Genomic DNA, 23,891 nt, shown 5'->3' with positions numbered 1-23,891 from the left:
CGTCCTCCCGCCCCGTCCCGTTGGGTCTGCCCAGTCTAGCGGCTCGGCGCGCGCCGCGGATGAAATCCACGCGGCGCCGCTCGCGCGCCCCGCGTCATCGGAACGTCGCGAGCGCCGCGACCGTCGCGAACGAGAGCCCCACGAGCGCCGCGAGCGCGAGCACCGACAGGAGCGGCTCCGCCCGCGCCGCCGCGAGCAGCCGGCCGCGATCTTCCCTGGACAGCGGCGCTCCGGCGGCCCCGTCCTCGCCTGCGCCTCCGGACGCCGCGGCGAGGTGCGCCTCCAGCCGGCGCCGCGCGGCGCGGGATCGCAGCGCGAGCAGCAGCATCTCCGCCGCCGCTGTCGCGCCGAGCACAGCGAGCCCCGCGCGCCGCGCCCGTGACGCGCGGGCCCGCTCGCGCGCCTCCGCCGCCGGCAATCCGTCCGCGAGCAGCGTCACGCGCCGCGGCGAGGCCTCGCCTGTTGCCGCGGAGAGCGGCCACGCCACGGTGCCTGCGCCCTGCTCGTACGGGTCGCTCGCGACCACCGCCCAGCCCGCCGCGAGGCGCGCCGGTCCGTCCGGGAGCGCCAGCGTCCCCGCGAAGAAGCCTGCGCCGTCCGGCGCGAGCGGCACGACCGCGCCGCGGAGGCGGCCGCGCGCGCCGCCGATCGACACGTACGCCCGCGGCTTCGGCGCCGGCGAGACCAGCCGGAGCGCCGGCTGCTCACCCCCGAGCCCGCCCGGGTCGAGCCAGATCGCGCCCGGGATCACCGGCAGCCTCCCCTCCCACGATCCGCCCGCGCCCGGCGGCCCGCCCGGCCGCGTCGCGCGCAACGTGAGCTCGACGGCGTGCGACAGCGGCTTGAGCGAGAGCTCCGCGGCGCCGCGCGCGTCGGCCACGACCTCTATCGGCCCGCTCCCTCGCCCCTCGAGGTCCGCCCCGACGGCGCTCGCCTCGACGCGCGCCCCCGCGATCGGGGCGCCGTCCTCGGTCTCGACAGCGACGCGCACCGGCTCCGGGAACGGCGCGGCCATGGCACCTCGCGCGGCCGTGACCCGGAGGCGGAGCTCCCCGTGCGCCGCGCCCGGCAGCGCGCTCGCGTGCGCCGCGCCCGGCAGCGCGCTCGTCTCCGCCGGGAGCGGCGGCGCGAGCGGCACCTGCTGTTCCAGGAGCACCTCGCCGCCCCGCGCGATCCGCACCACCACCGGCGCCGTCAGCCCGTCCGGCGCCCGCAGCAGCGCCTCGCCGATACCGTCCGCGTCGATCGGGCCGATCCATCGCTCGAGCGGCGCCCCTGCGGACGCGGCGCTCACCTCGAGCTCCGGGATGGCCGCCGGGTCCTCGGCCCCGTAGAGCCGGCGCACCCCTTCGATGCGGAGCGCCAGCGCCTCGCTTCCGGCGACGGGCGCTCCCCACACCCTCACGCCGGTGGTCATGCGCTGGGAGCCTGGCCCCAGGAGCACGCCGGCGGCGAGCCCCATGCCGAGCGCGGGCAGGACGTAGGTCGCCGCGTCGAACGTCGAGGCCATCGCCGTCCAGCATACCGCTCCGCCCGTCGGGCGCGGTCGAGCAGTGCGTCCAGGCTGGCTGCTCGCGCCGAGCGCTGGCCGTGCGGCCATGCTCGCGCCGAGCCCCTTTGCGTCCTGGCGTCTCCTCCGATAGGAAGCCGCCGATGGCAGCCGACAGACCGGTGAAGCGCAAGCGCAGGGGCTCGGGGTCCACGGGGCAGGGCGGCGACGTCTTCCTGCGGCAGCGGACCGATCCGCGGAGCGAGCGACGTTTCGAGCCGAAGGCGTCGGTCGCGCACGGCCTCACCTGGCTGGGCATGTCCGTCGCGGCGCTCCTCGCGGGCGCGGGCGTTTACGGCCAGTGGTTCCGTGGTGAGGGGGCGGGCGCGCACCCGTATGCGCCGTACCTGCTCCTCCTCGCGGCGCTCCTCGGCGCGGCGTCGGCGCTCTTCGGCCAGTGGTCGATGAAGCCCATCCGTGTCGGCGATGCCGGCGTGGCGATCGAGAACGGGCCTGGCGAGATCGAGCGCATCGGCTGGAACGACGTCACCCGCCTGTTGCTCACCGAGGCCGCGCTCACGGTCCAGGGCAGCGGCACCGCGATCGCCATCCCGCTCCGGACGCACCTCCCGGCGGCTTCCCGCGCCCTGGCCGAGGCGAGGTCGCGCGTCCCCGCGCATGCGACCGAGATCAAGGAGGGCGCATTGCCGCCGCCCGACGACGCCGCGGGCGAGGTGCGCTCTCTCGAGCCTCCCCAGGTCGCCGGCCTTCGTTGCAAGGTGACCGACAAGCTCATCGCCTTCGAGGCCGACGCCCGTCTCTGCGGCCGCTGCGGCGAGCTGTACCACAAGGACGGCGTCCCCCCTCGCTGCGCCACCTGCTCAGCCCCCCTCCGCTGAGCGACGGGCGCCCGCTTCGGATACGGGCCCATCTCGACGTTTTCGGTGCTCGGCGCACCGGAGTGCGCCTGTGCGCCGAAAACGCCGATCTGGGCCCGTCTCCTGTGCGGGCGCCCGCCGCTCGGTAGCGGCCTGGCTTCATTCTGATCTGAAACGGTGGGCCCTCCGCCGCCGCGTCCGCCCTCAGATCCCGAAGCGCGCCGCGTTGTCCCGGAGGAAGGCGATGTAGACGTCGGACTCCTGGTGGGAGGGCACCTCCCCGGACTCGACCGCTTGCTCGAGCGCCCGCTTGATCTCGCCGACCTTCCGCGACGGCGGCAACCCGAACGCCTGCATGATGGCGTCCCCGATCCCGCTCGGCAGCGGCGGCACCACCGCGTCCTGGGCCTGAACCTGCAGCACCCGCTCGGCCAGATCGCTGATCTGCTTGAGCCCCTTCCGCTTCTTCTCGGGCCGCTTCGTCGTGATGTCCGCCCGCGACAGGTCGAGCACGTCGTTCAGGCAGCCGCCCATCTCCTTCGCGAAGCGGCGCACCGCGCTGTCGGTCCACGACGGCTCGTACTGGCTCGCCCGGAGGTGGTGCAGGATCAGGAAGCGGATGCTCCCCTTCAGCGCCTCTTCCTTCGCGAAGAGCGGCAGCCGCCGGTCGATCTTGTCGAACATGCGCGCGCCGACCTCCGCGTGACCGAAGAAATGGACCTCGCCCGTCGGCGAGATCGATCGCGTCCTCGTCTTGCCGATGTCGTGGAGCAGCGCCGCCCACCGGACCTCGAGCCTCGGGACCGCCTGACGCACCACCTGCTTCGTGTGCTTCCAGACGTCCTTGTGCCGCCACTCCCCATCGCCGAACCCGACCATCGCCTCGACCTCGGGCAGCATCGCCGCGAGCGCGCCCGACTCGAGCAGCGCGTCGAGCCCGGCCTCGGCGTCACGGCTCATCATGATCCGGTCGAGCTGCTTGCGGACATCCGGCAGGTAGATCGCCGCCGCCGCCTTGAAGTCGGCGGGGCGCCCGGAGATCACCCGTGGCGAGGTGCGTGGCTCGGAGGACGCCTCGGGCTGCGCCGCGTCAGCCCTCTCTGCTCGCTCCGCGGCCCACTCGAGCGCCTCCATCGCCCGCTTCGGGCTCGCTTCCTGGGTGACGATCTCCTGCACGCTGGCCTTCCACACTTTCGAGGTTACGGGGTGGTTCGCCCGTGCGGCGCCGGCTCACCCGGCCCGACGGGGGTCCGCCGGTTTAGAGCCAGCCGGTACGCCGCGCAATGGTTCGTCGCTCGGCCCCGCCCGATCGCGCGGGGCCGCCGTGCGGCGGCGCGTCAGGTGCGGAGGAGCCTGCCCACGTGGTCCTTCTCCCAGGCGAGGGCGCGCTCGTAATCGCGGAACAGCCGCTCGCGGGCGAGGAACTGGGGCGGATGCAGCATCCGGCGCCCGTTGCCGTGGCTCGCCGGCATCACGTGGTGGAGCATCTCGTGGTAGATGACGTAAGAGATGAAGTAGCGGGGGACCCAGGGGCGGTCGAGCACCGGATGGATGCGGATCAGCCGCTCGATCGCGGAGTAGCTCCCGAGCTTGATGGTGCGCCGCGGCTTCTTCGCCCTGGTCCGCTTGCCCCAGGTGATCAGCGAGTCGACCACGCCGCCGAAGTACGCGTGGTTGAGCTTCTGGAACAGGCTCAGCAGGTCGTGCGTCCGCCCCTGCGTGCTGAGCGGCGTGCTCACCGGCCGGCTCGCCCGGATGCGATGGCCGTTCTCGTCGATGTACTGGCCGACCAAGAGCGACGCGGCCCGGTCCTGGTTCACCACGTACCGGACGAGCGCCTCCTGAACGACCGCCGGCGCATCCAGGAACATGTGATGGACGCGCGCCTGCAGGATGCCCTCCCGCAGCGACGAGGAGATCATCTGCCGGAAGTTGTCGGTGACCGAGAGCAGGACAGGCCGCTTCTGGGCCAGCTCCAGGCGCCGGATGAGCGCCTGGCGCGCCCCTTCGTGCACGAAGATCTGCGGCTGACCCGAGGGCAGGTCGATGTCGATCGGGTGGTGCCGCGGATCGGGCACCCGGACGACGGCCCGGGAGACGCGCGGCCACAGGGATGAGGACGCTGCGCCCTTCCCACCGCTGCGCGACAGACGGCCTGGAGGGGGTTGAGCGAAGGGGAAGGCCATCTGTCCCGCCATCTCAATCCTCCTTATTTGGGCGTATTCTCGGGTGGGATCCTTGTCAAGCGAGCGACCGAAATCATCGGAATCATTCAGTTTTGTGAAACCGTGAGCGGGGGATCGGTCCCGCTGGAGGGGTAGGGCGGACGTCTCGGCCGTCGCCCGCTCCCGATCTGGATTTCCACCGTAAATTCATGCACTTGCCCCGGTCACCGCGATCCGCCGCGGGGGATCGCCCCGGTCGAGCCACCTTCCGCCTGGGACGCGAGCTCGTTGCTTCATGACACGGCGCACCCGCCCCGCCACGCGCCCGCCTCGCTAGGCGAGCGCGCGGGGGTCGAGGATCCGCGCCACGCGCCATCGACCCTGAGACTGCGGGGTCGGCTCGGGCTCGAGGGCGACGATCAGGGCGGTGGTGAAGCTGGAGAGGAGCAGGCCGGTGGCGCCCCGGCCGGGCGGGTCGATGAGCGTACGGACGAGGTGCTCCACGTTCGGCTGGTGCCCGACCAGGAGCGCATCGGCGCCTCCCCGGGCGAGCGCGGCGACGAGCGCCAGCGGCAGGCCTGCGTCGAGCGCGAGTTCGTCCTCGAGCTCGACCTCCGGCGCGCCGCAGATCGGCGCCGCGATCTCGGCGGTCTCGCGGGCGCGCGCGAGGGGGCTCGCGAGCACCCGCGCGAGCGGGGCGCCCCCGCGGACGCGGCGGAGCTCGTTCGCGACCCGCTGGACGCGCTCGCGGCCCTCCGGGGTGAGCCTCCGATCGGCGTCGCGTCCGCTCCGCGCCCGATCCTCCGCCGGGCCGTGCCGCATCACGTAGAGGTGCATGGCGGTGCGTCGGCCGGCGTCAGTTCGTCTTGCCCGGGGTGCGCCGGGCGTCCTGACCGGACGGGGCCGGCTCGCCGCGTCCCTTCGCCGGCGCCGGCGCCTCGGCCGCCCCGCCCTTGGCGCCGGCGTTCGCGGCGCCGTTCGCCGCGGCGCCGCCGCCGGCGCGCGAGACGCCGTGCTTCGCGAGCACCATCTGCTCGATCTTCTCGAGCACCGCCGGGTGCTGCTCCAGGTAGGTGCGGGCGTTCTCGCGGCCCTGGCCGATGCGCTCGCCCTGGAACGAGAACCAGGACCCGCTCTTCTCGATGATGCTGGCCTCGGTCGCGAGGTCGATGACGTCGCCGCTGTGGCTGATGCCCTGGCCGTAGAGGATGTCGAACTCCACCTCGCGGAAGGGGGGAGCCATCTTGTTCTTCACGACCTTGACGCGGGTCCGGTTGCCGACGACCGCCGGCTCCTTGCCGCCCGCGGCGGCCTCCTTGATGGCGCCGATGCGGCGGATGTCGAGCCGGACGGAGGCGTAGAACTTGAGGGCGTTGCCGCCGCTCGTCGTCTCGGGGCTGCCGAACATGACGCCGATCTTCATCCGGATCTGGTTGATGAACATCAGCAGGCACTGCGAGCGCGAGGTCGTCCCGGTCAGCTTGCGGAGCGCCTGGCTCATCAGCCGGGCCTGGAGGCCGACGTGGCTGTCGCCCATGTCGCCCTCGATCTCCGCCTTGGGGACGAGCGCGGCCACGGAGTCGACGACGATGATGTCGACGGCGTTCGAGCGGACCAGCATGTCGGCGATCTCGAGCGCCTGCTCGCCGTAGTCCGGCTGGGAGATGAGCAGCTCCTCGGTCTTCACGCCGAGCTTCTTCGCGTAGTTCACGTCGAGGGCGTGCTCGGCGTCGATGAACGCGGCCGTCCCGCCCGCCCGCTGGACGGCCGCGATGGCGTGGAGGGTGAGGGTCGTCTTGCCGCTCGACTCCGGCCCGTAGACCTCGACGATGCGGCCGCGCGGGTAGCCGCCGATGCCGAGGGCGATGTCGAGGCCGAGCGAGCCGGTCGGCACGGCCGCGACCTCGTCGTGCAGCGACTGCCCGTCCTTGAGGCGCATGATCGCGCCCTTGCCGTACTCCTTCTCGACGCTGGCGATCGCGAGCTCCAGGGCGGCGGACTTCTGCTTGGTGTTCTTCTCGTCACTCATGCGTACCTCGGGGAGGGGGGCCGACGGGGAGGGGAGGCCGACGGGGATCGTGGAGGCGGATCCCCGATCGGCGGGGCGACAGTTTCCGCCAGACCTTTACTGTCCAGTTGTTCAGGAAGCAAGACCCCCGCACCCCGGATAGGACCGACAACGTCCGCGCATGTCGAGCAGGGACCTTGCCGAGCACGGTCGGCGCCGGTCTTCTCGACGGCGTCCCGGGGCCGTGCGTCTGGAGCGTGGGTTCTCGGGTTCACGGGGTCACGGCCGCGCGTTCTGGATCGCGCGGACCAGGATGCACGCGGAACGCGCGCGGGCCAAGGACGGATGAGCGTTGATGACGTCGCGGGCGGAGCCGTTGTTTCCCGGCTGCCGGGGAGTCTCACAATCCAGACAACAATCGTGATCGTCCCTCGGCGGGAACACTGGCGAGCTCTTCACCTCTGGGCCACACCTCCCAGGTGGGGGGCGGGGGGCGTCTTTTCCCAGGGTTTTCCCTGGGTCGGTACGAGCTCGTCCTGCGGGTGGCCGCAGGCGAGATGGGGGAGGTCTGGGCGGCGCGGCTCAGGCGGGAGCACGGGTTTCAGAAGCTCTTTGCCATCAAGGCGCTTCGTCCCGAGCTCTCGCCCGATCCGGACGCCGTGCGGATGTTCCTCGACGAGGCCGCGCTGGCGGCGCGCATCAGGCACCCGAACGTGGTGCCCGTCGTCGACGTGGGAGAGAAGGAAGGCACGCTCTTCTACGTCATGGAGTGGGTGAGCGGCGAGCCGCTCTCGTCGGTGCTGCGCGCCGCGCGCGGGCGCCCGGCGCCGGTGCTCGCCGCGGCGCGGCTCGCCTACCAGATCTGCGCGGCGCTCGACGCGGCGCACGAGCTGCGGGACGAGCTCGGCAATCCGCGCGAGCTCCTTCACTACGACGTGTCGCCGGACAACGTGCTCATCACGTCCGAGGGGCTCGTCCGGCTGGTCGAGTTCGGCATCGCCAGGTTCGAGGAAGAGCGCCTGTCCGAGCGCTTTCCCCGGGCGCCGCGCAGCGCCGCGGCCGCGGGCGGCGAGGGGAGCGCGCTCCTGTTCAGGAGCAGCGCGCCGTACATGGCGCCGGAGCACATCCGCGGGCAGCCGTGCGACCGGCGGTCCGATCTCTTCGGGGTGGGGGTGCTGCTCTACGAGCTGCTGTCGGGCGCGCATCCCTTCCAGGCCGACGACAGCGAGAGCACGATGACCCACATCGCGAGCGAGCGGCCCGCCGCGCCGCTGTCGTCGCGCGCCGCCCCGTCCCGGCGCGGGTTCGCGGAGCGGCTGAGCGCGCCGCCTCCGCCCGAGCCGATCCCGCCTGCGCTCGATCGGCTCGTCTCCGAGGCGCTCGCCAAGTCGCCCACGGCGCGCACGGCGACGGCCGCGCAGCTCATGCGCGCGCTCGAGGAGGCGGTCCCGGGCGCGGCGCACCCGGGCAACGACGCGCTGGTCGCGGGCTGGATCGGCCAGGTCCTCGGGGACGCGTCCCACCTCCGGACGCAGCAGCTCCGCGCGGCGCTCGAGTCGCTCGACCCGGGGGGCGACTCGGCCGTGGAGGGGGAGCTCCCGCCCGCGCCGCGGCGCTGGGTGCAGGCGGCGTGGGCCGTCGCGGCCGCCGTCCTCGGGTGCGCGCTCGCCGGGACCACGGCGGTGGGGGACTGCCCCCTCCCGCGGCCCGCGATCACGGCCCCCGGCGGGCCGCGCGCGACGAGCGCCGCGAAGATCGTCAGCGCTCCGCCGCGTCCGCCAGGAGCGGAGACCACGCCGCGCCGGCGATGAGCCAGAGCTGGTGCGACGCCCGCGTCACCGCGACGTGGAGCCGCCGGCGGGCCTCGTCGGTCATCGGGTACGCCGCCGCGGTCGCGTCCGGGACGACGACGTAGTCGAACTCGAGCCCCTTCGCGCTGTCCACGTCGGTGACGTCGATGCCCGGCTCGAACGAGAACTCCCCCTCGAGCACGAGCCTCGCCTCCGGCAGGTCCGCGACGAGCGCGTGGAGCTCCCGCGCGGCCTCGGCGTCCCGCGCGATCACGGCCACCGAGGCGCGGGGCTCGCGGCCGGCGAGGTCGCGGAGCGCGCCGGCGAGGAACAGGTGCGCCTGCGCCTCGCCCGGGAAGCGGAAGAGCCCGACCGGCGCGCCGTCCCGCGCCGCGCGCGCGGGCGCCTCGGGCGCGAGCTTGCCGAGGAGCCGCTGCGCGAGCTCCGTCACCGGCCGCGGGCACCGGTACGACACCGCGAGGCGGCAGGTCGCCGCGTCGCCCACGCCGAGCGTCGAGAGCGCCGCGTCCCACCCGGCGAAGCTCGACGAGGTCTGCTGCGCCTCGTCGCCGGCGAGGGTCACGCTGCGCGCCTCGCCGAGGAGCTTGCCGAGCACGAACAGCTCGAACAGCGAGACGTCCTCGGCCTCGTCGAGCACGAGGTGCGACCACCCCGCCCCGTCGAGCCCGCGGCGCGCGGCGCGCAGGAACAGCAGGATCGGCAGGTCGTCGACGTCGAGCGTCCCGGCGAGCTCGTCCGGCGTCCCCTCCGCGATGGGGCGGCCGTCGAGCGCCCGCTTCATCTCGGGCACGATGATCGCGGCGAGCTCTTTCTCGAGCGGCTCGGCGATCTGCAGCACGGTGTGGCGGACGGTCTCCTCGACGGCGGTCCGCGGCAGGTCCCCGCCCGAGTCGGCGACGACGCCCTCGAGGAACCCTCGATCCGTGAAGACGTCGGCGAGGCGGCGGCGCAGCCGCGGGAGCGTCGTGCTCGCCGGGGCGAGCTTCGCGAAGCGGCCGCTCGACAACGCCCGGTAGAGCGCCGGGTGGCGCTTGAGGCTCGAGACGAGCGCCGGCGGGTCGGCGCACAGGGCGATCGGCCGGCCGAAGACCTCGCGCGCGGTCGCGGCCGACCAGGCGTCGAGCGTCTTCACCTGCGCCTCGCCCGCGCCGAGCGGCGCGAGCAGGCGGCGAGACAGCCGCGCGAGCCCCTCCTCGGGGACGACGACGCTCATGGCCGAGAGCGGGTACCGCGCGGGGTCGAGCGCCGCGATCCTGGCGAGGCGGTGCAGCGCCACGGTCGTCTTGCCGCTCCCGGCGCTGCCGAGCACGAGCAGCGGCTGCTGCGCGGGCGCGCACACAGCGGCGTACTGATCGGGGTCGAGCAGGGCGGTGACGTCCGCGGTCCTCGCGCGATCCAGGGCGCCGGCGCCGACGCCGAGGCTCCCGGGGCGCGCGGCCGTCCCCGCGCCGCCCGGCTGCATGGCGAGCGACGCGCGCTCCTCCACGATCCACCGCGTCCCCGGCCCCTCGCCCCGCTGCGTCAGGACCAGGCCGTCGCCGACGATCCGGGTGAGCACGCCGCGCTCCACGACGACGATGCGGCGCGCCTTGACCACGCCCTCGGCGACGCGCCCCGGGAAGGTCTCCTCGTACTCGTCGCCCTCGCGGTACCGGTAGAAGATCTGCGCCACCGGCGCGACGCGCCAGTCGAGGATCCGCACGTCGGCCGACGGATCCAGGAACGTCGCGTGGCCGAGCAGGTAGTCCCTCGCCCCCTTGCCCTCGTCGACCCGGAGGTGGGCGAGGTACGGGCAGCGCGGGTCGGGCAGCGCCTCCCGGGTCTCCTGCTCGATGAGGCGGTGGCGCACGCTCATCTCGAGGAGCACCGCCGGCAGATCGTCCGCGGACGCCGCGGCCGCCTCGTCGCGGAGCTCCCGGAGCGCGGCGATCGACCTGAGCTCGCGCGGCGCGGCCGGGCGAGCGCCGCGCTGTCGCGCCCTCTCCAGCGCGGCGCGCACGCGCTCGAGGAGCGCCTCCTCTTCCTCGAGGACGGCGCGCGCTTCGACCGGCAGATCAAGCCTGCTTTCCAGCATGGTGGCCTCCGTGCGCCCCCGCCGCGGCGGGGGCGAGCTCGCGATGAATGAACGGTGCGTTCACTTTTGAGACAAAGCGAACCTCATGCGAAGAAGCTCTTGAGCCCCGCGAGGTGGTACTTCGCGTAGCCGTCGACCGCCTCGCGGATGGCGGCGCCGTCGTCGAAGCGCGCGAGGGTGCTGACCATCGTGCCGACGAGGCTCCGGTAGATCTGGTCCAGGTTGAACCGCATCGCCTCGGTCACCCGGAGGCACGGGTCCAGGGCGCGGAAGTGCTCGATCGCCAGCTCGGCGAGGCGCCCGACGGTCTCCTCGGCGAAGCGCTCGTACCTGGAGCCCTCCGCGCGCCCGAGGAGGATCACGACGCGCAGCCTGTTCTCGATGCAGAAGCGGAGGAGCTCCTCGGACGCGAGGTGGTACGTGGCCGTCGGCGGGAGCGTCCGGACGTCGTCCACGCCGTCGAGCGCCTTCACCCGGCGGCGGAGGAGGAGCGCGAAGGCGCGGACGAAGCGGTCGTCCACGACCGCGTAGAAGAGCGCGTCCTTGTTCGCGTAGTACCGGTAGATGTTGCCCGTGGAGACGCCGGCCGCCCGGGCGATCTCGGCCATGGTGGCGCTCTCGTACCCCTTCCGCGCGAACACCGTCAGCGCGGCAGCGGCGATGCTGTCCTGCACGTCGTCTTTGAGGACCTGCGCCATGGCGAATAGTGAACGGAGCGTTCACTTATAGCCGGGCGCGCCGTCCCGTCAAGGGACCGGGGCCCCTCGTCGTCTCAGGGCTCGACGCGTCCTTCGAGGATCGCGCGCGGGCCGTCGGTCAGCAGGAACGTCGCTTCCTCGTCGCCGACCCTGGCGAAGAGGGCCTTGATGCCGTCGCGCACGTCGGAGACGTCCCTGGCCGCGTGGGCGTCGCTGCACGCGGCGTAGTAGTACCCTTCCTCGAGGAGCCGCTCTGCGACCCGGCGGGGGGTGCGCCCGTACTTGCCGGTGAGCGCCGCGACGTCGAGGAGGAGCACGGCGCCCGCGTCGAGCAGCGGATCCAGCGAGGCGCTGTCGTCGAAGACCGGCTCGTAGCGCTCGGGGTGGGCGATGACGGGGCGGAGCCTGCGGCGGCTGAGGTCGAAGATCCGGTCCGCGACCCGGACGGGGAAGCTCCGGGTCGGGAACTCGACGAGGACCGCGCGGCCGCCGGGGTAGGGGAGGGCGCTGCCGTCGAGGAGGCGCTGGAAGACGATATCGTCGAAGAAATGCTCGGAGGAGAGGTCGAGCGCGGGCAGGTCGGGCGCGCTGTCGGCGCAGCGCAGGGCGGCGCAGGTCGCGTCGTAGGCGGCGAGGAGGCTCTGCCGGGTGTTGTCGAACATGCCGGGGCGCATGTGCGGCGTGGCCACGACGGTGTCGAACCCGGCGCCCCGGAGCGCGGTGAGCAGGGCCAAGCTCTCCTCGACGGTGCGGGCGCCGTCGTCGATGCCGGCGACCCAGTGGCAGTGGAGATCGATGAAGCCGCGCATCGCGATCGAACTTAGCAAAGTTGGCCGCCCCCGTGCGCTACGACCATGCTTCGCGCCGAGGAGGTGTTCGTGTCGTTGTCGTTATCGAACCAGCAGCTTGTGCCTCGGCGCGGGTCGGATGACTGCGCGGGCGGCCAGCGCGGCGATGGGCTGGAGGGCCACGCTCGGCGCGCGGTCGACCCGGGCGCGCTCTCGGCCGAGGGGGCGAACGAGAGGGGGGCGTCCGCCGCGACAAAGGATGAGGCCTCCCCCGCCTCCGAACGGCGGCGCCGCCGCAGCGACGATCCGATCACCGCGCTGCATTACCAGCTCTCGACGACGCGCTCCGAGGCGAACCTCGACGTCGTGGTCCTGGTGGACGACAGCGGCTGCCTCGTCGCGGGGGCGGGCGCCTGGCCGGCGTGCGAGGAGCTCGCCGCCTACGCCCCGCTCCTCGCGAACCCGGACGCTGTCCAGAACGCGGCCGTCGGCTCGCGCATCGCCGCGCTCACCGCGGAGGTCGAGGTCCAGAGCCTCTCCGTGGCGGGCGGCGAGGTGCTGCTGTGCGGCCGCGGCGGCACGGCGGAGCGCGGCGCCTCCATCGCCCGCGCCGCCGCGGGCTGCCTGCGCATCCTCCGCGCCGCGTGAACGCTCGCGCCTGACCGCTCGCCGCGGCGCTGCGTGAGCGCTCGGTCGCTCGCGCTCGCCGCCGCCTGAGCGCGCTCGCCACGGCGCAGCCCGGGCGCTCGCGCCTCCCCGGTTCGTGCTACAAGGGGCCGCGACCTCAGGTCGCGCGCCATGCCCGGCCCGCTCGCACCCCCTCGACATCACACCCCCGCCGTCCCTGCGTCCCTCCGGCCCGACGACGCCGGCCTCGCCCCGCTGCTCGCCTCCCGCAGGGTGATCCTCTGCGTCGGCTGCGGCGGCGTCGGCAAGACGACCACGACCGCCGCGCTCGGCCTCGCCGCGGCCCGCCGCGGCAAGCGCGTCCTCTGCCTGACGATCGACCCGGCGCGCCGCCTCTCCCAGAGCCTCGGGCTCGAGGAGATGAAGACGGAGGCCCAGACGATCGAGCCCGCGCGGTTCGCCAGGGCCGGCATCGACGTGCCCGGCTCGATGACCGTCATGATGCTCGACACGAAGTCGACCTTCGACGGCCTCGTCGCGTCGCTCGCCCCGTCGCCGGAGCAGCGCGACCGGATCCTGGGCAACGTCCTTTACAAGTACATCTCCACGTCGCTCGCGGGCACGCAGGAGTACATGGCGATGGAGAAGCTCTACGCCGTGCGGAACGACCCGGGCTACGATCTCGTCCTGCTCGACACGCCGCCCACGGCGAACGCGCTGGATTTCCTCGACGCGCCGGAGCGGCTCGTGGGCGCGATCGACAGCGCGGCGACGCGCTGGTTCGTGCAGGCCTTCCAGAGCTCCGGCAGGCTCTCGCTCAACCTGCTGGCGCGCTCGACCGCCGCGGTGCTGCGGGGCATCGGCAAGCTGACCGGCAGCGGCTTCCTCGAGCAGGTCGCGGCGTTCATCAGCGAGATGAACGCCGTCTTCGGCGGCTGGAAGCAGCGGGCGGACGCGGTGGCCTCGGCGCTCCGCGGCCCCGACGTGGCGTACGTGCTCGTCACGACGCCCGATCCGCTCTGCGTGCGCGAGGTGCTGTACTTCGCCGACCGCCTGCGCGAGCAGGCGATGCGCCGCGACGCGTTCGTCGTGAACCGCGTCCACCCGGAGTACGGCGCGCTCCCCGGCGCCGCCGAGATCGCCGCCGCGCTCGGCGGGAGCGGGCTCGCGCTCGGCCCCGACGCCGCGCCGCGCCTGCTCCAGGCCGCCCAGGACGAGAGCCGCATGGGCAAGCTCGATCAGCTCAACCTGATCGCCCTCGAGGCGGCGCTCGAGGATGAGCAGAGCGGCGGCAGCGTCCGCGTCGACGTCCCGGCCTTCCCGTACGACATCTACGACGTGGCCGGCCTGGCGAGGATCGCCGACGTGCTGGCGCCGCTGCCCCGCGCGGCGGGGTAGAGCGCGCGCGCCCGACGCGCTGACGCGGTCCCGGCCGCGCGGCCGCGCCGGGCTAGCTGCGACGGCGGCGCTCCTTGTACTTCACCCGGACCGGCACGCCCTCGAGCCCGAACGCCTGCCGGAGCTGGTTCGCCACGTAGCGCCGGTAGCTGAAGTGGAGCTTCTCGGGATCGCTCGCGACGACGACGAACAGGGGCGGCGAGGTCTCGGCCTGCGTGACGAAGAACAGGCGGGGCGCGCGCCCGCCGTGCGTGGGCGGCGGGTGGGTGAGGAGGATCTGCTCGAAGAAGCGGTTGAGCTCTCCGGTGGGCACGCGCTTCCGGTACGCGTCCGCCACCTGGCCCACGGTCTCGAGGAGCTTCGCCACGCCGCGCCCGCTGCGCGCGCTCACATGCACGATCGGCGCCCACGGTACGAACGCGAGCTTGTCGCGGGCGTCCTCCTCCGCCTTCGCGAGCGCCTTCCGGTCGAGGAGATCGATCTTGTTGAGGCCGATCACGATGCCGCACCCCCGATCGACCGCCAGCCCGAGGATCTTCGCGTCCTGCTCGGCCACGCCCTCGGCCGCGTCGCTGAGCAGGAGCACGACATCGGCCCGCTCCATGGCGCGGATCGCGTGCATCACGCTGACCGCCTCGACGGCGCTGTCCTCCTTCGTCACCTTCGCCTTGCGGCGGATGCCGGCGGTGTCGATCAGCAAGAGCCGCTTGCCGTCGCGATCGACAAGGGTGTCGATGGGATCGCGCGTCGTGCCCGGCTGCGCGTCGACGAGCATCCGCTCCTCGCCCGAGATGCGGTTCACGAGCGACGATTTCCCGGCGTTCGGCCGCCCGACGATGGCGATGCGGAGCGCGCCCTCGGCCGACAGCTCGGTCGCCGCGGGCTCGGCGGGCAGCGCGGCCTCGATGGCCATCTCCAGGTCGGAGATGCCGCGGCCGTGGAGCGCGCTGATCGGGATGAGCCGCTCCATGCCGAGGCGGTACAGCTCCGCCGCCTCGGCCTCCGCGCGCGGCGAGTCCGCCTTGTTCGCGACGTAGATCACGGGCTTGCCGGCGCGGCGCAGGAGGCCGAGCTCGGCGTGCTCGGAGGGCGTGACCGGCGTCACGGCGTCGAGCACGCACACGATGACGTCGGCCTCGGTGATGGCGAGGTCGATCTGCCGCTTGATCCCCTGGCGCATGGGATCGTCGCTCTCGGGGTCGAACCCGCCGGTGTCGACGAGCGTGAACCGCCGCCCCCGCGAGGTGACGTCGCCGTAGTGGCGGTCGCGCGTCACCCCGGGCTCGTCGTGGACGATGGCGACGCGCCTGCCGACCAGCCGGTTGAACAGCGTGCTCTTGCCGGTGTTGGGCCGCCCGACCAGCGCCACGATCCCGGCCGAGGGGATCGGCGCCGGCGCGTCGGCCACGGCCTCCTCGGCCGCGGCGACCGCCTCCTCGGCGAGCTCCACCTGGAGCTCGTCTCGGTCCTCCACCCGCTCGAAGCGGCTCTGCTCGGCGGGAGCGCGCCCCTTGCCAGGGCCTGAACCGCCGCCTTTCCGGGACCCGGCGGGCGCCTTGGTGGATCCGGCCGGCGCCTTGCGGGCTGCGGCAGGTGCCTTGGCCGGCGCGGCAGGTGCCTTGCCGGACCCAGCGGCGGCCTTGCCGCGCCCGCCAGCGGTCTTTGCGGGGGCGCTGGCGCCCGTTCTCGAAGCGCCGGCGCCTGTTTTCGAGGCGCCGGTGCCCGCTCTCGAGGCGCCAGCGCCCTTCCGGGGACCGACGCCGCCCCTTGCGCCCTTGGCCTCGGGGGCGTCGCCCTTCTTCACCGCCCGGCCGCCTTTGGCGGCGCCCTGGCCACGCTTGGACAATCTGGAAAGAGCTGGTTTTGCCGCGCTCACGAGGCGTCTCCCTTGTTGTAGCCGAGCTCTTCCAGTCGCTGCAGCGACTCGCGCCACTCCGGCGTCACCCGTACCCAGAGCTTGAGGTTCACCTGCCGTCCCACGAGCTCCTCGATGCGCAGCCGGGCCTCCGTGCCGATCCGCTTGAGCTGCTCCGCGCCGGCGCCGATCAGGATCTTCTTCTGCCCCGGCCGCTCCACGTGGATGGTCGCGTCGATGTGCAGCGCGCCGTCGCCCGTCGGCTCGACGTAGCGCTCGATCTGCACGGCGCTCGCGTGCGGCACCTCCGCCTTCGTCGCGCGGAGGATCTGCTCGCGGACGTACTCGGCGGCGAAGAAGCGCGTCGGCCTGTCGGTGAGCTCGTCGGGCGCGAAGCTCCAGTCCCTCTCGGGGCAAAGCTTCCCCACCTCGTCGAGCACGCGCCGGACGCCGTCCTCGCGCAGCGCCGAGATGGGCACGATCGCCGCGAACTCCCGGAGCTTGGCGAACGCGTCGAGGAGCGGCAGCAGCAGCGCCTTGTCCCGCATCCGGTCGACCTTGTTGAGCACGAACACCACCGGCGCCTCGCTCCCGAGGTCCGCGAGCAGCGTCAGGTCGCCCGGGTGCGGCGCGAGCGGCGGGCCTTCCTCGTCTTCCTTCACGCGCCGCGGGAGGCGCGCCGGATCCGGCGCTTCCGTCACGAACACGATGACGTCGGCGCTGCGCGCCGCCTCGCGCGCGGCCTGGTTCATGACCCGCCCGAGCTCCGTGCGCGGCCGGTGGAGCCCCGGCGTGTCGAGCAGCGCGATCTCTGCCGGGCCGTGGTGCACGACCCCGAGGATCGCGTCGCGCGTCGTCTGCGGCGTCGGCGAGACGATCGCGAGCGGATGGCCGAGCGCCGCGTTGAGCAGCGTCGACTTGCCCACGTTGGGCCGCCCGACCAGGGCCACGCGCCCGGATCGCCTCGGCAAGGAGGCGTCGGCCTGCTCCGTCGGCCTCGGTCCGTCGCCCTTCCTCCGCTGCGGCTGCGCGCCGCCCCGCGCGCCCGCCGCGCGCTCCCTGGGCGGTCGCCCCTTCGCGCCGCCGCCGGGGCCCGGCCCACGTCCGGTCGGGCTGCGGGCTGCGTCGGGTGAGCGCGCCGCGGAGCGCCGCTTCTGCGCAGCCCGCTCCGCGCCGCCCTGCTCCGCGCCGCCTCGCCTGGCCGCTCCTTCAGCGCCGCCCCGGTCGCCAGCGCGCTCCGCGCCGGTCCGCTCCGCGTCACCCCGCTTGCCAGCGCGCTCCGCGCCGCCCTGCTTGCCCGCGCGACGCGGCCCGCCTTCGGCGCGCGCCTCGCTGTCGCGCCGGGGCGCGCGCCCCGGCGGTATCGCCGCATCGCCGGCCCGAGGCTCCTGGCCGGAGGGCGCGCCGCGGCGGCTGCCTCGGCCATCCTTCTTGGCAGGGCGGGAGCCAGCGGCGGCCCGGGAGGGCTTCGGTGCCTGCGGGCGCGCTTTCGCGTCCTGGGGCGTGCTCTTGAGACGGCCTTTCACCACGCCGCGCGCGATAGCAGACGCCAAGGGGGGCCACAAACCATTCCCTTCGATCCGTGGTCAAGCGCGCGCGAAGGCGGTAAGGGGTTGCCTCGCATGTCGAGCGACCACCGAGGGGACCCACACAGCGGAGCCCCGCCCGCCGTCCCCGAGCCGCACGAGCGCGAAGCCCCGCCCCCTGCCGGGGCGCCGCCCCGCGAGGAGCGCTCGGCAGAGATCGGCGGTGCGCCGGCCACGGGGCGGTCCGGCGCGGTCGCTGGCGCCCGGCAAGGCGGCCCTGCGCGGCTCGTGGCCCTCGCGCTCGCGGCCCTCGGGCTGCTGCCCCTCCTCGGCAAGAGCGGCATCTGGGACCCGTACGAGCTCGACCGGGCCGACCTCGCCCGCCGCATCGCCATCCACGCCTTGGGCGCGCGCGGCCTGGATCTCGAGGGTTCCGCCGGGCAGATGCCGACCCTGACCGACCTCGGGATGGGCGAGCTCGGGTTCACCTCGATGGCGCTTGGTTTCCGGCTGTTCGGCCTGCACGACTGGGCCGGGCGCCTCCCGCTCGCGCTGTGGGGGCTCGCCGGCGCGCTCGTCCTGTACGAGTTCCTCGCGCGCCTCGTCGACCGCAAGGCGGGCCTGTACGGCGTCGCGGTGCTCGTGACGATGCCGCTCTACGTGATGCAGGCCCGCACGATGCTGGGCGACATCGTCACCATGGCCGCGCTCACGATGGCGTTCTGCGGGCTGACCGGCGCGCTGATCGAGGGCGCGCGACCCGCGCCGCGGGCCGTCCCGATCGCGCCCGTCGCGTGGATCGCGGTCGGGCTCCTCGGCCTCGCCGCCGGATACCTCAGCCGCGGCCTGCTGATCGGCGTCGCCATCCCCGCGCTCGGCGCGGGGCTCACCTGGCTCCTGCTCCGCACGTCCGGCGCGTGGTCCGCGCCGGAGGGCCCGCGCGCCACGCTGGGCGACCTCGTGGGCGGCGCGGCGCTGCTGCTCGGCGTCGCCGCGGCCGTGAAGGGCGTCGCCGTGCTCGCGAGCGCGAGCGCCGGCGAGCCGCTCCCGCGCGCCCTCGGCGTGGCGCTCCTGAAGAAGCCGCCGGTCGAGTCCACGTTCGATCTCACGCTGCGCCAGCTCGGACACGCCCTCTTCCCGTGGAGCGCGTTCCTGCCGTTCGCCATTGGCCGGATCTTCCGCGCCCCTGCCGCGGACCGAGCGGCCGCCGCGGCCGCGCCCGGCCTCGATCCGGAGGCGTGCGTCCGCATCGCGCTCGTCGTCACGTCGGCGCTCGCCTACGGCGCCTTCGCGCTGCTCGCGCCGCACGCCGGGGCGCTCCCGTTCAGCGCCCCCGCGCTCCTCGCCGCGATCGCCGCGCTCGCCATCCGCGATCTCGAGCGCGGCGCGCCCTCGTCCCGGGCGCTCGCCGTCGGCTGCTCCGTGCTCGCCTTCGTCCTCTACCGGGACCTCGTCCTCTCGCCCGACAGGGCCCTCAGCGTCTTCTCCGTCGACAAGCCCGTCTTCCCGAAGAGCTTCGAGGACGAGGCGGCCTCGGCGATGCGCCTCGTCCTGCTCGTGTTCGCCGGCCTCGTGGCGCTCACCTGGTTCGAGGAGCAACCCCGCGCCCTCGATCGCGGCCTCAGGGCGTGGGCGCGGCGCCTCGCCGATGACGGCCACGCCGGTACCGTGGAGCTCGCCCGCATCTGGAACGGCAACCTGCTGTTCCTGCTGATCGTCCTCGAAGCGGCGCTCATCGGCGTCGGCGCGATGCTCTTCGTCGGCAAGCGCGTCGGGTGGGGGACCGTCGCGAGGATGCCGAACCACCTCGCCGCTGTCGGGATGAACGCCTGGTGGGCGCTGCCCCTGCTGCTCGGGGCGGGCCCCGTGGTGCTGATCGCGATCCGCGACGCGTTTCGCTTCGTCGTCGCGCGCACCTCCGTCCCCCGCGCCCTCGGCACGCCGCTCGCCGGCCTCATCGCCGGCTTCCTGCTGAGCTTCTGGTACTACCCGGCGCTCGCGGCCCAGCTCTCGCCGAAGGAGGTCTTCGAGTCGTACGAGACGCTGCGCAGGCCCGGCGAGCCGCTCGCGACGCTCGGCGTCCGGAGCCGCGCCGCAGCCTATTACCAGGGCGGCGAGATCACCTCGTTCAGCGATGCCCAGCAGGCGTTCACCTGGCTCGCCGCCCCCGCGCCGACGGGCTCCGCGGACGGCGCCTCTGCTTCCGCTTCCGCTTCCGCCGCGCGTCGCTGGCTCGTCGTGAAATCCGACGAGCTACCGAGGCTGAACAGCCTCTTCCGCAAGCACCACAAGCGCAACCTGCCCGTGCTCGACGGGCGCTCGAGCCAGATCCTCCTCGCGTCCAACGAGCTCGGCGGCAGGCCGAACGAGAGCTGGCTCAGCCGCGTCGTGCTCGACGAGCCCGCCGCTCCCGCCAACCCGGTCGACGCGATGTTCGAGGATGAGCTCGAGGTGCTCGGCTGGGAGCTGACCGACGACGAAGGCCGGCCGGCCTCGAGCGTGGTCCCCCAGAAGAGCTACCACCTGCGGACCTACTTTCGCGTCCACCAGCCGATCACAGGCAACTGGAAGATGTTCGTTCACATCGACGGGTTCCAGCGCCGCTACAACGGCGATCATCCGGTGCTCGAGGGCCGCTACCCGCTGAGCCTGTGGCAACCGGGCGACATCCTCGTGGACGACCACGAGCTCCAGCTCGAACCCAACTTCACCCCGGGCGATTACACGCTCTACTTCGGCTTCTTCGCCGGCGAGACGCGCTTCCAGGTGACGCGCGGGCCCGAGCACGAGAACCGCGTCCGCGGCGGAGTCATCCGCGTGCGGTGAACCGCCGTTGTGGGATTCCCGACGCCTGCCGCATCGCGCGGCCTCTCGCCGCGAGTGCGAGCCCAGGAGGCGAGCGCGATCCCCGGTGTCGAGCGTCGTCGATGCGCGGGGTCCGGTGTCGAGCGCCCTCGACGCGCGTGCGGAAAGCGGCTAGTCGCAGAAACATGACCGGGGGCCGTGGTGATTCCAACCATCCGCCCGAGGCGCCTGGTGGTTCATCGGGCTCCCGCGCGCAGGCCAGCGCCTATGGTGACGCGAATCATGCCGGCGAGGAGACCGAGCGCGAGAGCCTCGCCCCGGACTCGCTCGACCGCCGCTCGTCCGAGCGCCTCGACGTCACGTGGCTCGTCGACTGCGAGACCGACGACACGTTCCTCTACGCATCGATCACGAACATCTCGGAGATGGGGATCTTCGTCCGCACGACGCAGCCCCTCTCGATCGGCACGCGGCTGACGCTCCGCTTCTCGCCGCCGGGGTCCGACGGCTCGTACGTGCTCGAGGGGACGGTGCAGTGGGTCAATGAGGTGCGCCCGCTCCACGACAACCCGAACCCGGGCATGGGGATCCGCTTCGTCGATCTCACGCCGGACGATCGCGAGCGCATCGTCGACACGATCAGGACGATCGCCTACATCCGCGACGCTCCGGTGCCCTCGAACTGACGCGGGCGCCCGCCCGGCGGCGCGCCGTCAGCGTGACATCGTGGCGGGAGGCTCCGCCTGCGCGGGCCGCGACGCGCCCTGCTCGTCGCCCTCGGCCGCAGGCGGAGGCACGGCGGGCGCCGCCGCCTTCGGCGCGGCGCGGCGCGCCGCCGAGGCGCCCGCGGTGGCCGCCGGGGCCGCGTTCTGCGCCTTCGCGCGCCCGGCGGTCTCGTCGAGGCCCGCGAGCATTTGCTCGGCGCGATCGCCATAGCCCTTGGCGGAGCGGAGCGCGAGCAGCAGCTCGCGCGCCTTCTCGGCGTCCCCGGAGGCCTGATAGCACCTGGCCGCGTCCCACATCGCCGCGTGCGCGGCCGACGTGCCCGGGTACTGCGCGCCGATCTCGTCGAGCTTGCCGAGGGCGGCCGCGCAGCCCGACTTGCGCTGCAGCGCCTGCGCATCCCGGAGCGCGACGCTCGCGCCGTCCTCGGGAGCCCCGGCTGCGCGCGCGCTCTTCTCTCTCGTCGCCTCCATCGCCCGGGGCGGCTCGCTCGCCTTGGCCTCGGCCAGGCGCCGGCCCTCCTCCTCTGCGGCGGGGGCTGCCGCGACGGGCGCGGCGACGCTGGGCGGCTCGTGCTGATCCGACGCAGGCTGGCCCCACTCGGTCACCCGCACGGGCGCCACGCCCGTCTTCGGCCGCAGCAGCAGCAAGCTCGATCCGATGACCAGAACGAACAGCGCCGCCATCGCGAGCTGCGGCCGCATCGCGTGGCTGCCCGCCCAGGCGAGCGCGCGGAGCGCCTTGCGCCGGAACGGCGTCTTCTTCTGCGCGACCTCGACCGCCTCGAGGATCCGCGCCTCGAGCTCCTCGCTCGGCTCCTCGAGCGGCAAGGAGCTGACGTCGCGGGCCGCGCGCAGCCCCGAGAACGCCGCGGCGCACCGGGCGCAGCCGTCCATGTGCCGCTTCATGGCCGCATACGTCAGCTCGTCGAGCTCGTCGTAGAGCGCGTCCATCACGTGCTGATCGAACTTCTCGCAGTCCATAGGCAGCTCTTCCGGTGCGCTAGCGCAGCGCCCTCGCGTAATCCTCGTACTCCGAGAGGGCCTCCTGGAGCCGCTCGAGGGCGTAGCGCATGCGGCTCTTCACCGTGTTCTCGGGCACCCCGACGATCTGGGCGATGTCCTTGAAGGGCACGTGCCCGATCTCCCGGAGGAGGAAGACCTCCCGCTGCTCGTGCGGGAGCCCCTCGACCGCCCGGACGATGAGCTGCCCCATCTCGGTCCCGATCGCGACCCGGTCCACCGCGGCCTGAGGCGCCGGGTCCGCGGTCCGCTCGCCGAGCGTGGGCCCGTCGCCGCCGTCGCCGGAGCCCTGGTCGAGCGACGGGTGGCGCCGGAGCGCCATCTTGCGCAGGTGATCGATGCAGACGTTGCGCGCGATCGCGTAGGCCCAGGTGGTGAACCTCGCCTCGTGCTTGAAATCGGAGGCGCTCTGCACGATCTTCACGAACACATCCTGCACCAGATCCTCGGCGACGGCAGGCCCGCGGACCTGCCGCAGGATGAAGTTGTAGATGGACGTCTTGTGCCGCCGGACGAGCCCGGCAAACGCGGCGCGGTCCCCGCCCTGGAAGCGCATCATCAGCGCTTCGTCCGTGACCTCCTCTCGAGAAATCGGGACCATCCTAGCTCCCGGAGCGGCCGAGCCTCTGCGGCGCTCCTTCGGCGGCCCGAGCGGCGGGGTGTTCGTGGCGACCACCGCGGCGTCGGATCGGACGCGCAGCGCGGCTCGAAGATCTGAGGCGCTCTCCTTCCCCTGACACAAGCGCACCTTAGCGGATCCGCCCCCGAGCGAGCGAGCCCCCTTCGCCCGTGAACAGGGCGGCTCGCGCGGAGGCGCTCGCCGGACGGGAGCCCCGGCGCGCGGCGTCCTCGGCAGCGCGTCGCTCGCTTGCCGGGGAGCTTGCCGGGGACGCCGGCCGCGCGCGGCGCGGAAAGAGGGCTCCGGCACGATTCCGGCTGCATCGTGTGGCGCCGTCGTCGCGTCGCAGGCGACGGACGCCCCGCGGGACAGAGGAAGCTGTCCAGGTCGTTGCGCTCGGAAGCCTGCCGCCACTAGACTCGCCGGCATCGGGCGTGAGGTCGCCCCCCTCTGCTGACGAGGGTTAAACCACGAGGTTACCTTTCGATGCGACTTATCAGGATGCTGGCTGTGGGGGTGGGGGCCTCGTTCTTGATGGCCATGCCCGCCCTTGCCCAGAGCCCGGGCGGCGCGACGGGCAAGACCGCTGCCCCCGCCGCCTCTGTGGCGCCGGCCGCCTCGACACCGCCGGCTGCCCCGACGGCGCCGGCCGCCTCGACAGCGAAGGGAGCGCAGCCCGCCCCTGCGCCCGCTGCCACGGCGGGCGCGCCGTCCGCGGGCACGGCGGCGTCACCGGCCACGGCGGGCGCGCCGTCCGCGGGCACGGCGGCGTCACCGGCCACCGCCGCCGCGCCGGCTGCCGGCGCTGCCGGCACCGCCGCCGCGCCGGCGATGGATGGCCCGACGTACTCGGTGCGGCTGCGCGACCTGGAGCAGCGCATCGATGAGCTCAAGGAGCAGATCCGCCGCAGCCACACGCGGCTCTCGCTCCTCAGCGACACGATCCTCTCCGGGGGCGGCGCCGGCTCGCGCGCCTCGATCAAGTTCAACAACGAGCTCTCGACCGCGTTCCGCGTGACGCGCGTGCTGATCGTCCTGGATGGCGCCGTCCAGTACAACAAGACCGATCAGTCCGGAGCCCTCGCGGAGCAGTCCGAGATCCCGATCTTCAACGGCTCGGTCCCGCCGGGGGATCACACCCTCCAGGTCCTCGTGAACCTGCAGGGCAACGGCTACGGGGTGTTCTCCTACCTCCGCGGCTACCGCTTCGAGGTGCGATCGAGCCACTCCTTCACGGCCGTCGAAGGCAAGACGATCAACCTCCAGGCGGTCGCGTTCGAGAAGGGCGGGGTGACGACCCCGCTCGAAGAGCGGCCAGCGGTGCGTTTCGTCGAGAAGATCGTGAGCGGCCTCGCGGATGCCCCCGGGCAGCCGGCCGCCGCCGCGGGTGGCAAGTAGCATCGAG

19 protein-coding genes are annotated in these 23,891 nt (G+C 73.6%); 7 read left to right on the top strand and 12 right to left on the bottom strand.

Annotated elements, in window-relative coordinates; translation table 11 throughout:
- Positions 1-94: 94 nt before the first annotated feature.
- The gene (locus WME76_RS28625) at positions 95-1,510 is read right to left on the bottom strand and encodes a hypothetical protein (protein WP_437955436.1); all 1,416 of its coding nucleotides are present in this window, start codon (positions 1,508-1,510) and stop codon (positions 95-97) included.
- Positions 1,511-1,653: 143 nt separating this feature from the next.
- Between WME76_RS28625 and WME76_RS28620 the strand changes: the two genes are divergently transcribed.
- A complete protein-coding gene (locus WME76_RS28620) occupies positions 1,654-2,388 on the top strand; it encodes a hypothetical protein (protein WP_437955435.1) in 735 nt (244 codons plus the stop codon).
- A 183-nt stretch (positions 2,389-2,571) separates the two neighbouring features.
- On the opposite strand, the gene WME76_RS28615 is transcribed toward WME76_RS28620, so the two are convergent.
- The 4 genes from WME76_RS28615 to recA all read right to left on the bottom strand — a co-directional run bounded on the left by WME76_RS28615 (position 2,572) and on the right by recA (position 6,561).
- Positions 2,572-3,543 carry an HDIG domain-containing metalloprotein gene (locus tag WME76_RS28615; protein WP_437955434.1) on the bottom strand — a complete coding sequence of 324 codons (972 nt, stop codon included), beginning with the start codon at positions 3,541-3,543 and terminating at the stop codon, positions 2,572-2,574.
- Positions 3,544-3,704: 161 nt separating this feature from the next.
- On the bottom strand, positions 3,705-4,565 hold the full coding sequence (locus WME76_RS28610) for a hypothetical protein (protein ID WP_437955433.1): 861 nt from the start codon (positions 4,563-4,565) through the stop codon (positions 3,705-3,707).
- A 300-nt stretch (positions 4,566-4,865) separates the two neighbouring features.
- Positions 4,866-5,369: a phosphohistidine phosphatase SixA gene (gene sixA, locus WME76_RS28605; protein ID WP_437955432.1), complete on the bottom strand. Its 504-nt coding sequence runs from the start codon at positions 5,367-5,369 to the stop codon at positions 4,866-4,868.
- 19 nt (positions 5,370-5,388) lie between these two features.
- On the bottom strand, positions 5,389-6,561 hold the full coding sequence (gene recA, locus WME76_RS28600; protein WP_437955431.1) for a recombinase RecA: 1,173 nt from the start codon (positions 6,559-6,561) through the stop codon (positions 5,389-5,391).
- A gap of 521 nt (positions 6,562-7,082) precedes the next feature.
- On the opposite strand from recA, the gene WME76_RS28595 reads away from it, so the two are divergent.
- Complete coding sequence (locus WME76_RS28595) at positions 7,083-8,351, top strand: serine/threonine-protein kinase (protein ID WP_437955430.1); 1,269 nt, start codon at positions 7,083-7,085, stop codon at positions 8,349-8,351.
- Here the strand turns inward: WME76_RS28595 and WME76_RS28590 are convergent.
- From WME76_RS28590 to WME76_RS28580, 3 genes are all read right to left on the bottom strand, one after another.
- Complete coding sequence (locus tag WME76_RS28590) at positions 8,299-10,425, bottom strand: ATP-binding domain-containing protein (protein ID WP_437955429.1); 2,127 nt, start codon at positions 10,423-10,425, stop codon at positions 8,299-8,301. The two genes, WME76_RS28595 and WME76_RS28590, sit on opposite strands and share 53 nt — an antisense overlap.
- Before the next feature lie 83 nt (positions 10,426-10,508).
- Positions 10,509-11,123 carry a TetR/AcrR family transcriptional regulator gene (locus WME76_RS28585; RefSeq protein ID WP_437285339.1) on the bottom strand — a complete coding sequence of 205 codons (615 nt, stop codon included), beginning with the start codon at positions 11,121-11,123 and terminating at the stop codon, positions 10,509-10,511.
- A 74-nt stretch (positions 11,124-11,197) separates the two neighbouring features.
- Complete coding sequence (locus tag WME76_RS28580) at positions 11,198-11,932, bottom strand: tyrosine-protein phosphatase (protein ID WP_437955428.1); 735 nt, start codon at positions 11,930-11,932, stop codon at positions 11,198-11,200.
- Positions 11,933-12,001: 69 nt separating this feature from the next.
- Between WME76_RS28580 and WME76_RS28575 the strand changes: the two genes are divergently transcribed.
- Complete coding sequence (locus WME76_RS28575) at positions 12,002-12,559, top strand: hypothetical protein (protein WP_437955427.1); 558 nt, start codon at positions 12,002-12,004, stop codon at positions 12,557-12,559.
- A gap of 150 nt (positions 12,560-12,709) precedes the next feature.
- Positions 12,710-13,936: an ArsA family ATPase gene (locus WME76_RS28570; RefSeq protein WP_437955426.1), complete on the top strand. Its 1,227-nt coding sequence runs from the start codon at positions 12,710-12,712 to the stop codon at positions 13,934-13,936.
- A gap of 52 nt (positions 13,937-13,988) precedes the next feature.
- On the opposite strand, the gene der is transcribed toward WME76_RS28570, so the two are convergent.
- Positions 13,989-15,410, bottom strand: coding sequence for a ribosome biogenesis GTPase Der (gene der / locus WME76_RS28565; protein WP_437955425.1), 1,422 nt, complete (start codon positions 15,408-15,410; stop codon positions 13,989-13,991).
- Between the two features lie 398 nt (positions 15,411-15,808).
- Entirely contained in the window at positions 15,809-16,741 is a 933-nt protein-coding gene (era, locus tag WME76_RS28560) for a GTPase Era (protein WP_433928042.1), read from the bottom strand.
- 672 nt (positions 16,742-17,413) lie between these two features.
- Here era and WME76_RS28555 point away from each other — a divergent pair.
- A complete protein-coding gene (locus WME76_RS28555) occupies positions 17,414-20,143 on the top strand; it encodes a glycosyltransferase family 39 protein (RefSeq protein ID WP_437955424.1) in 2,730 nt (909 codons plus the stop codon).
- 164 nt (positions 20,144-20,307) lie between these two features.
- Complete coding sequence (locus WME76_RS28550) at positions 20,308-20,808, top strand: TIGR02266 family protein (protein ID WP_437955423.1); 501 nt, start codon at positions 20,308-20,310, stop codon at positions 20,806-20,808.
- Between the two features lie 27 nt (positions 20,809-20,835).
- Here the strand turns inward: WME76_RS28550 and WME76_RS28545 are convergent, their stop codons facing one another.
- The gene (locus WME76_RS28545) at positions 20,836-21,828 is read right to left on the bottom strand and encodes a zf-HC2 domain-containing protein (protein ID WP_437955422.1); all 993 of its coding nucleotides are present in this window, start codon (positions 21,826-21,828) and stop codon (positions 20,836-20,838) included.
- Between the two features lie 19 nt (positions 21,829-21,847).
- Entirely contained in the window at positions 21,848-22,468 is a 621-nt protein-coding gene (locus WME76_RS28540) for an RNA polymerase sigma factor (RefSeq protein WP_061613779.1), read from the bottom strand.
- Positions 22,469-22,972: 504 nt separating this feature from the next.
- Between WME76_RS28540 and WME76_RS28535 the strand changes: the two genes are divergently transcribed.
- Positions 22,973-23,884 (top strand): hypothetical protein, encoded by a 912-nt coding sequence (locus WME76_RS28535; RefSeq protein WP_437955421.1) that lies wholly within the window; start codon positions 22,973-22,975, stop codon positions 23,882-23,884.
- Positions 23,885-23,891: the final 7 nt, after the last annotated feature.

Source organism: Sorangium sp. So ce119 (assembly GCF_051524405.1).
Lineage (GTDB): Bacteria > Myxococcota_A > Polyangia > Polyangiales > Polyangiaceae > Sorangium > Sorangium cellulosum_G.
This window is presented reverse-complemented; position numbering and strand designations above follow the sequence as displayed.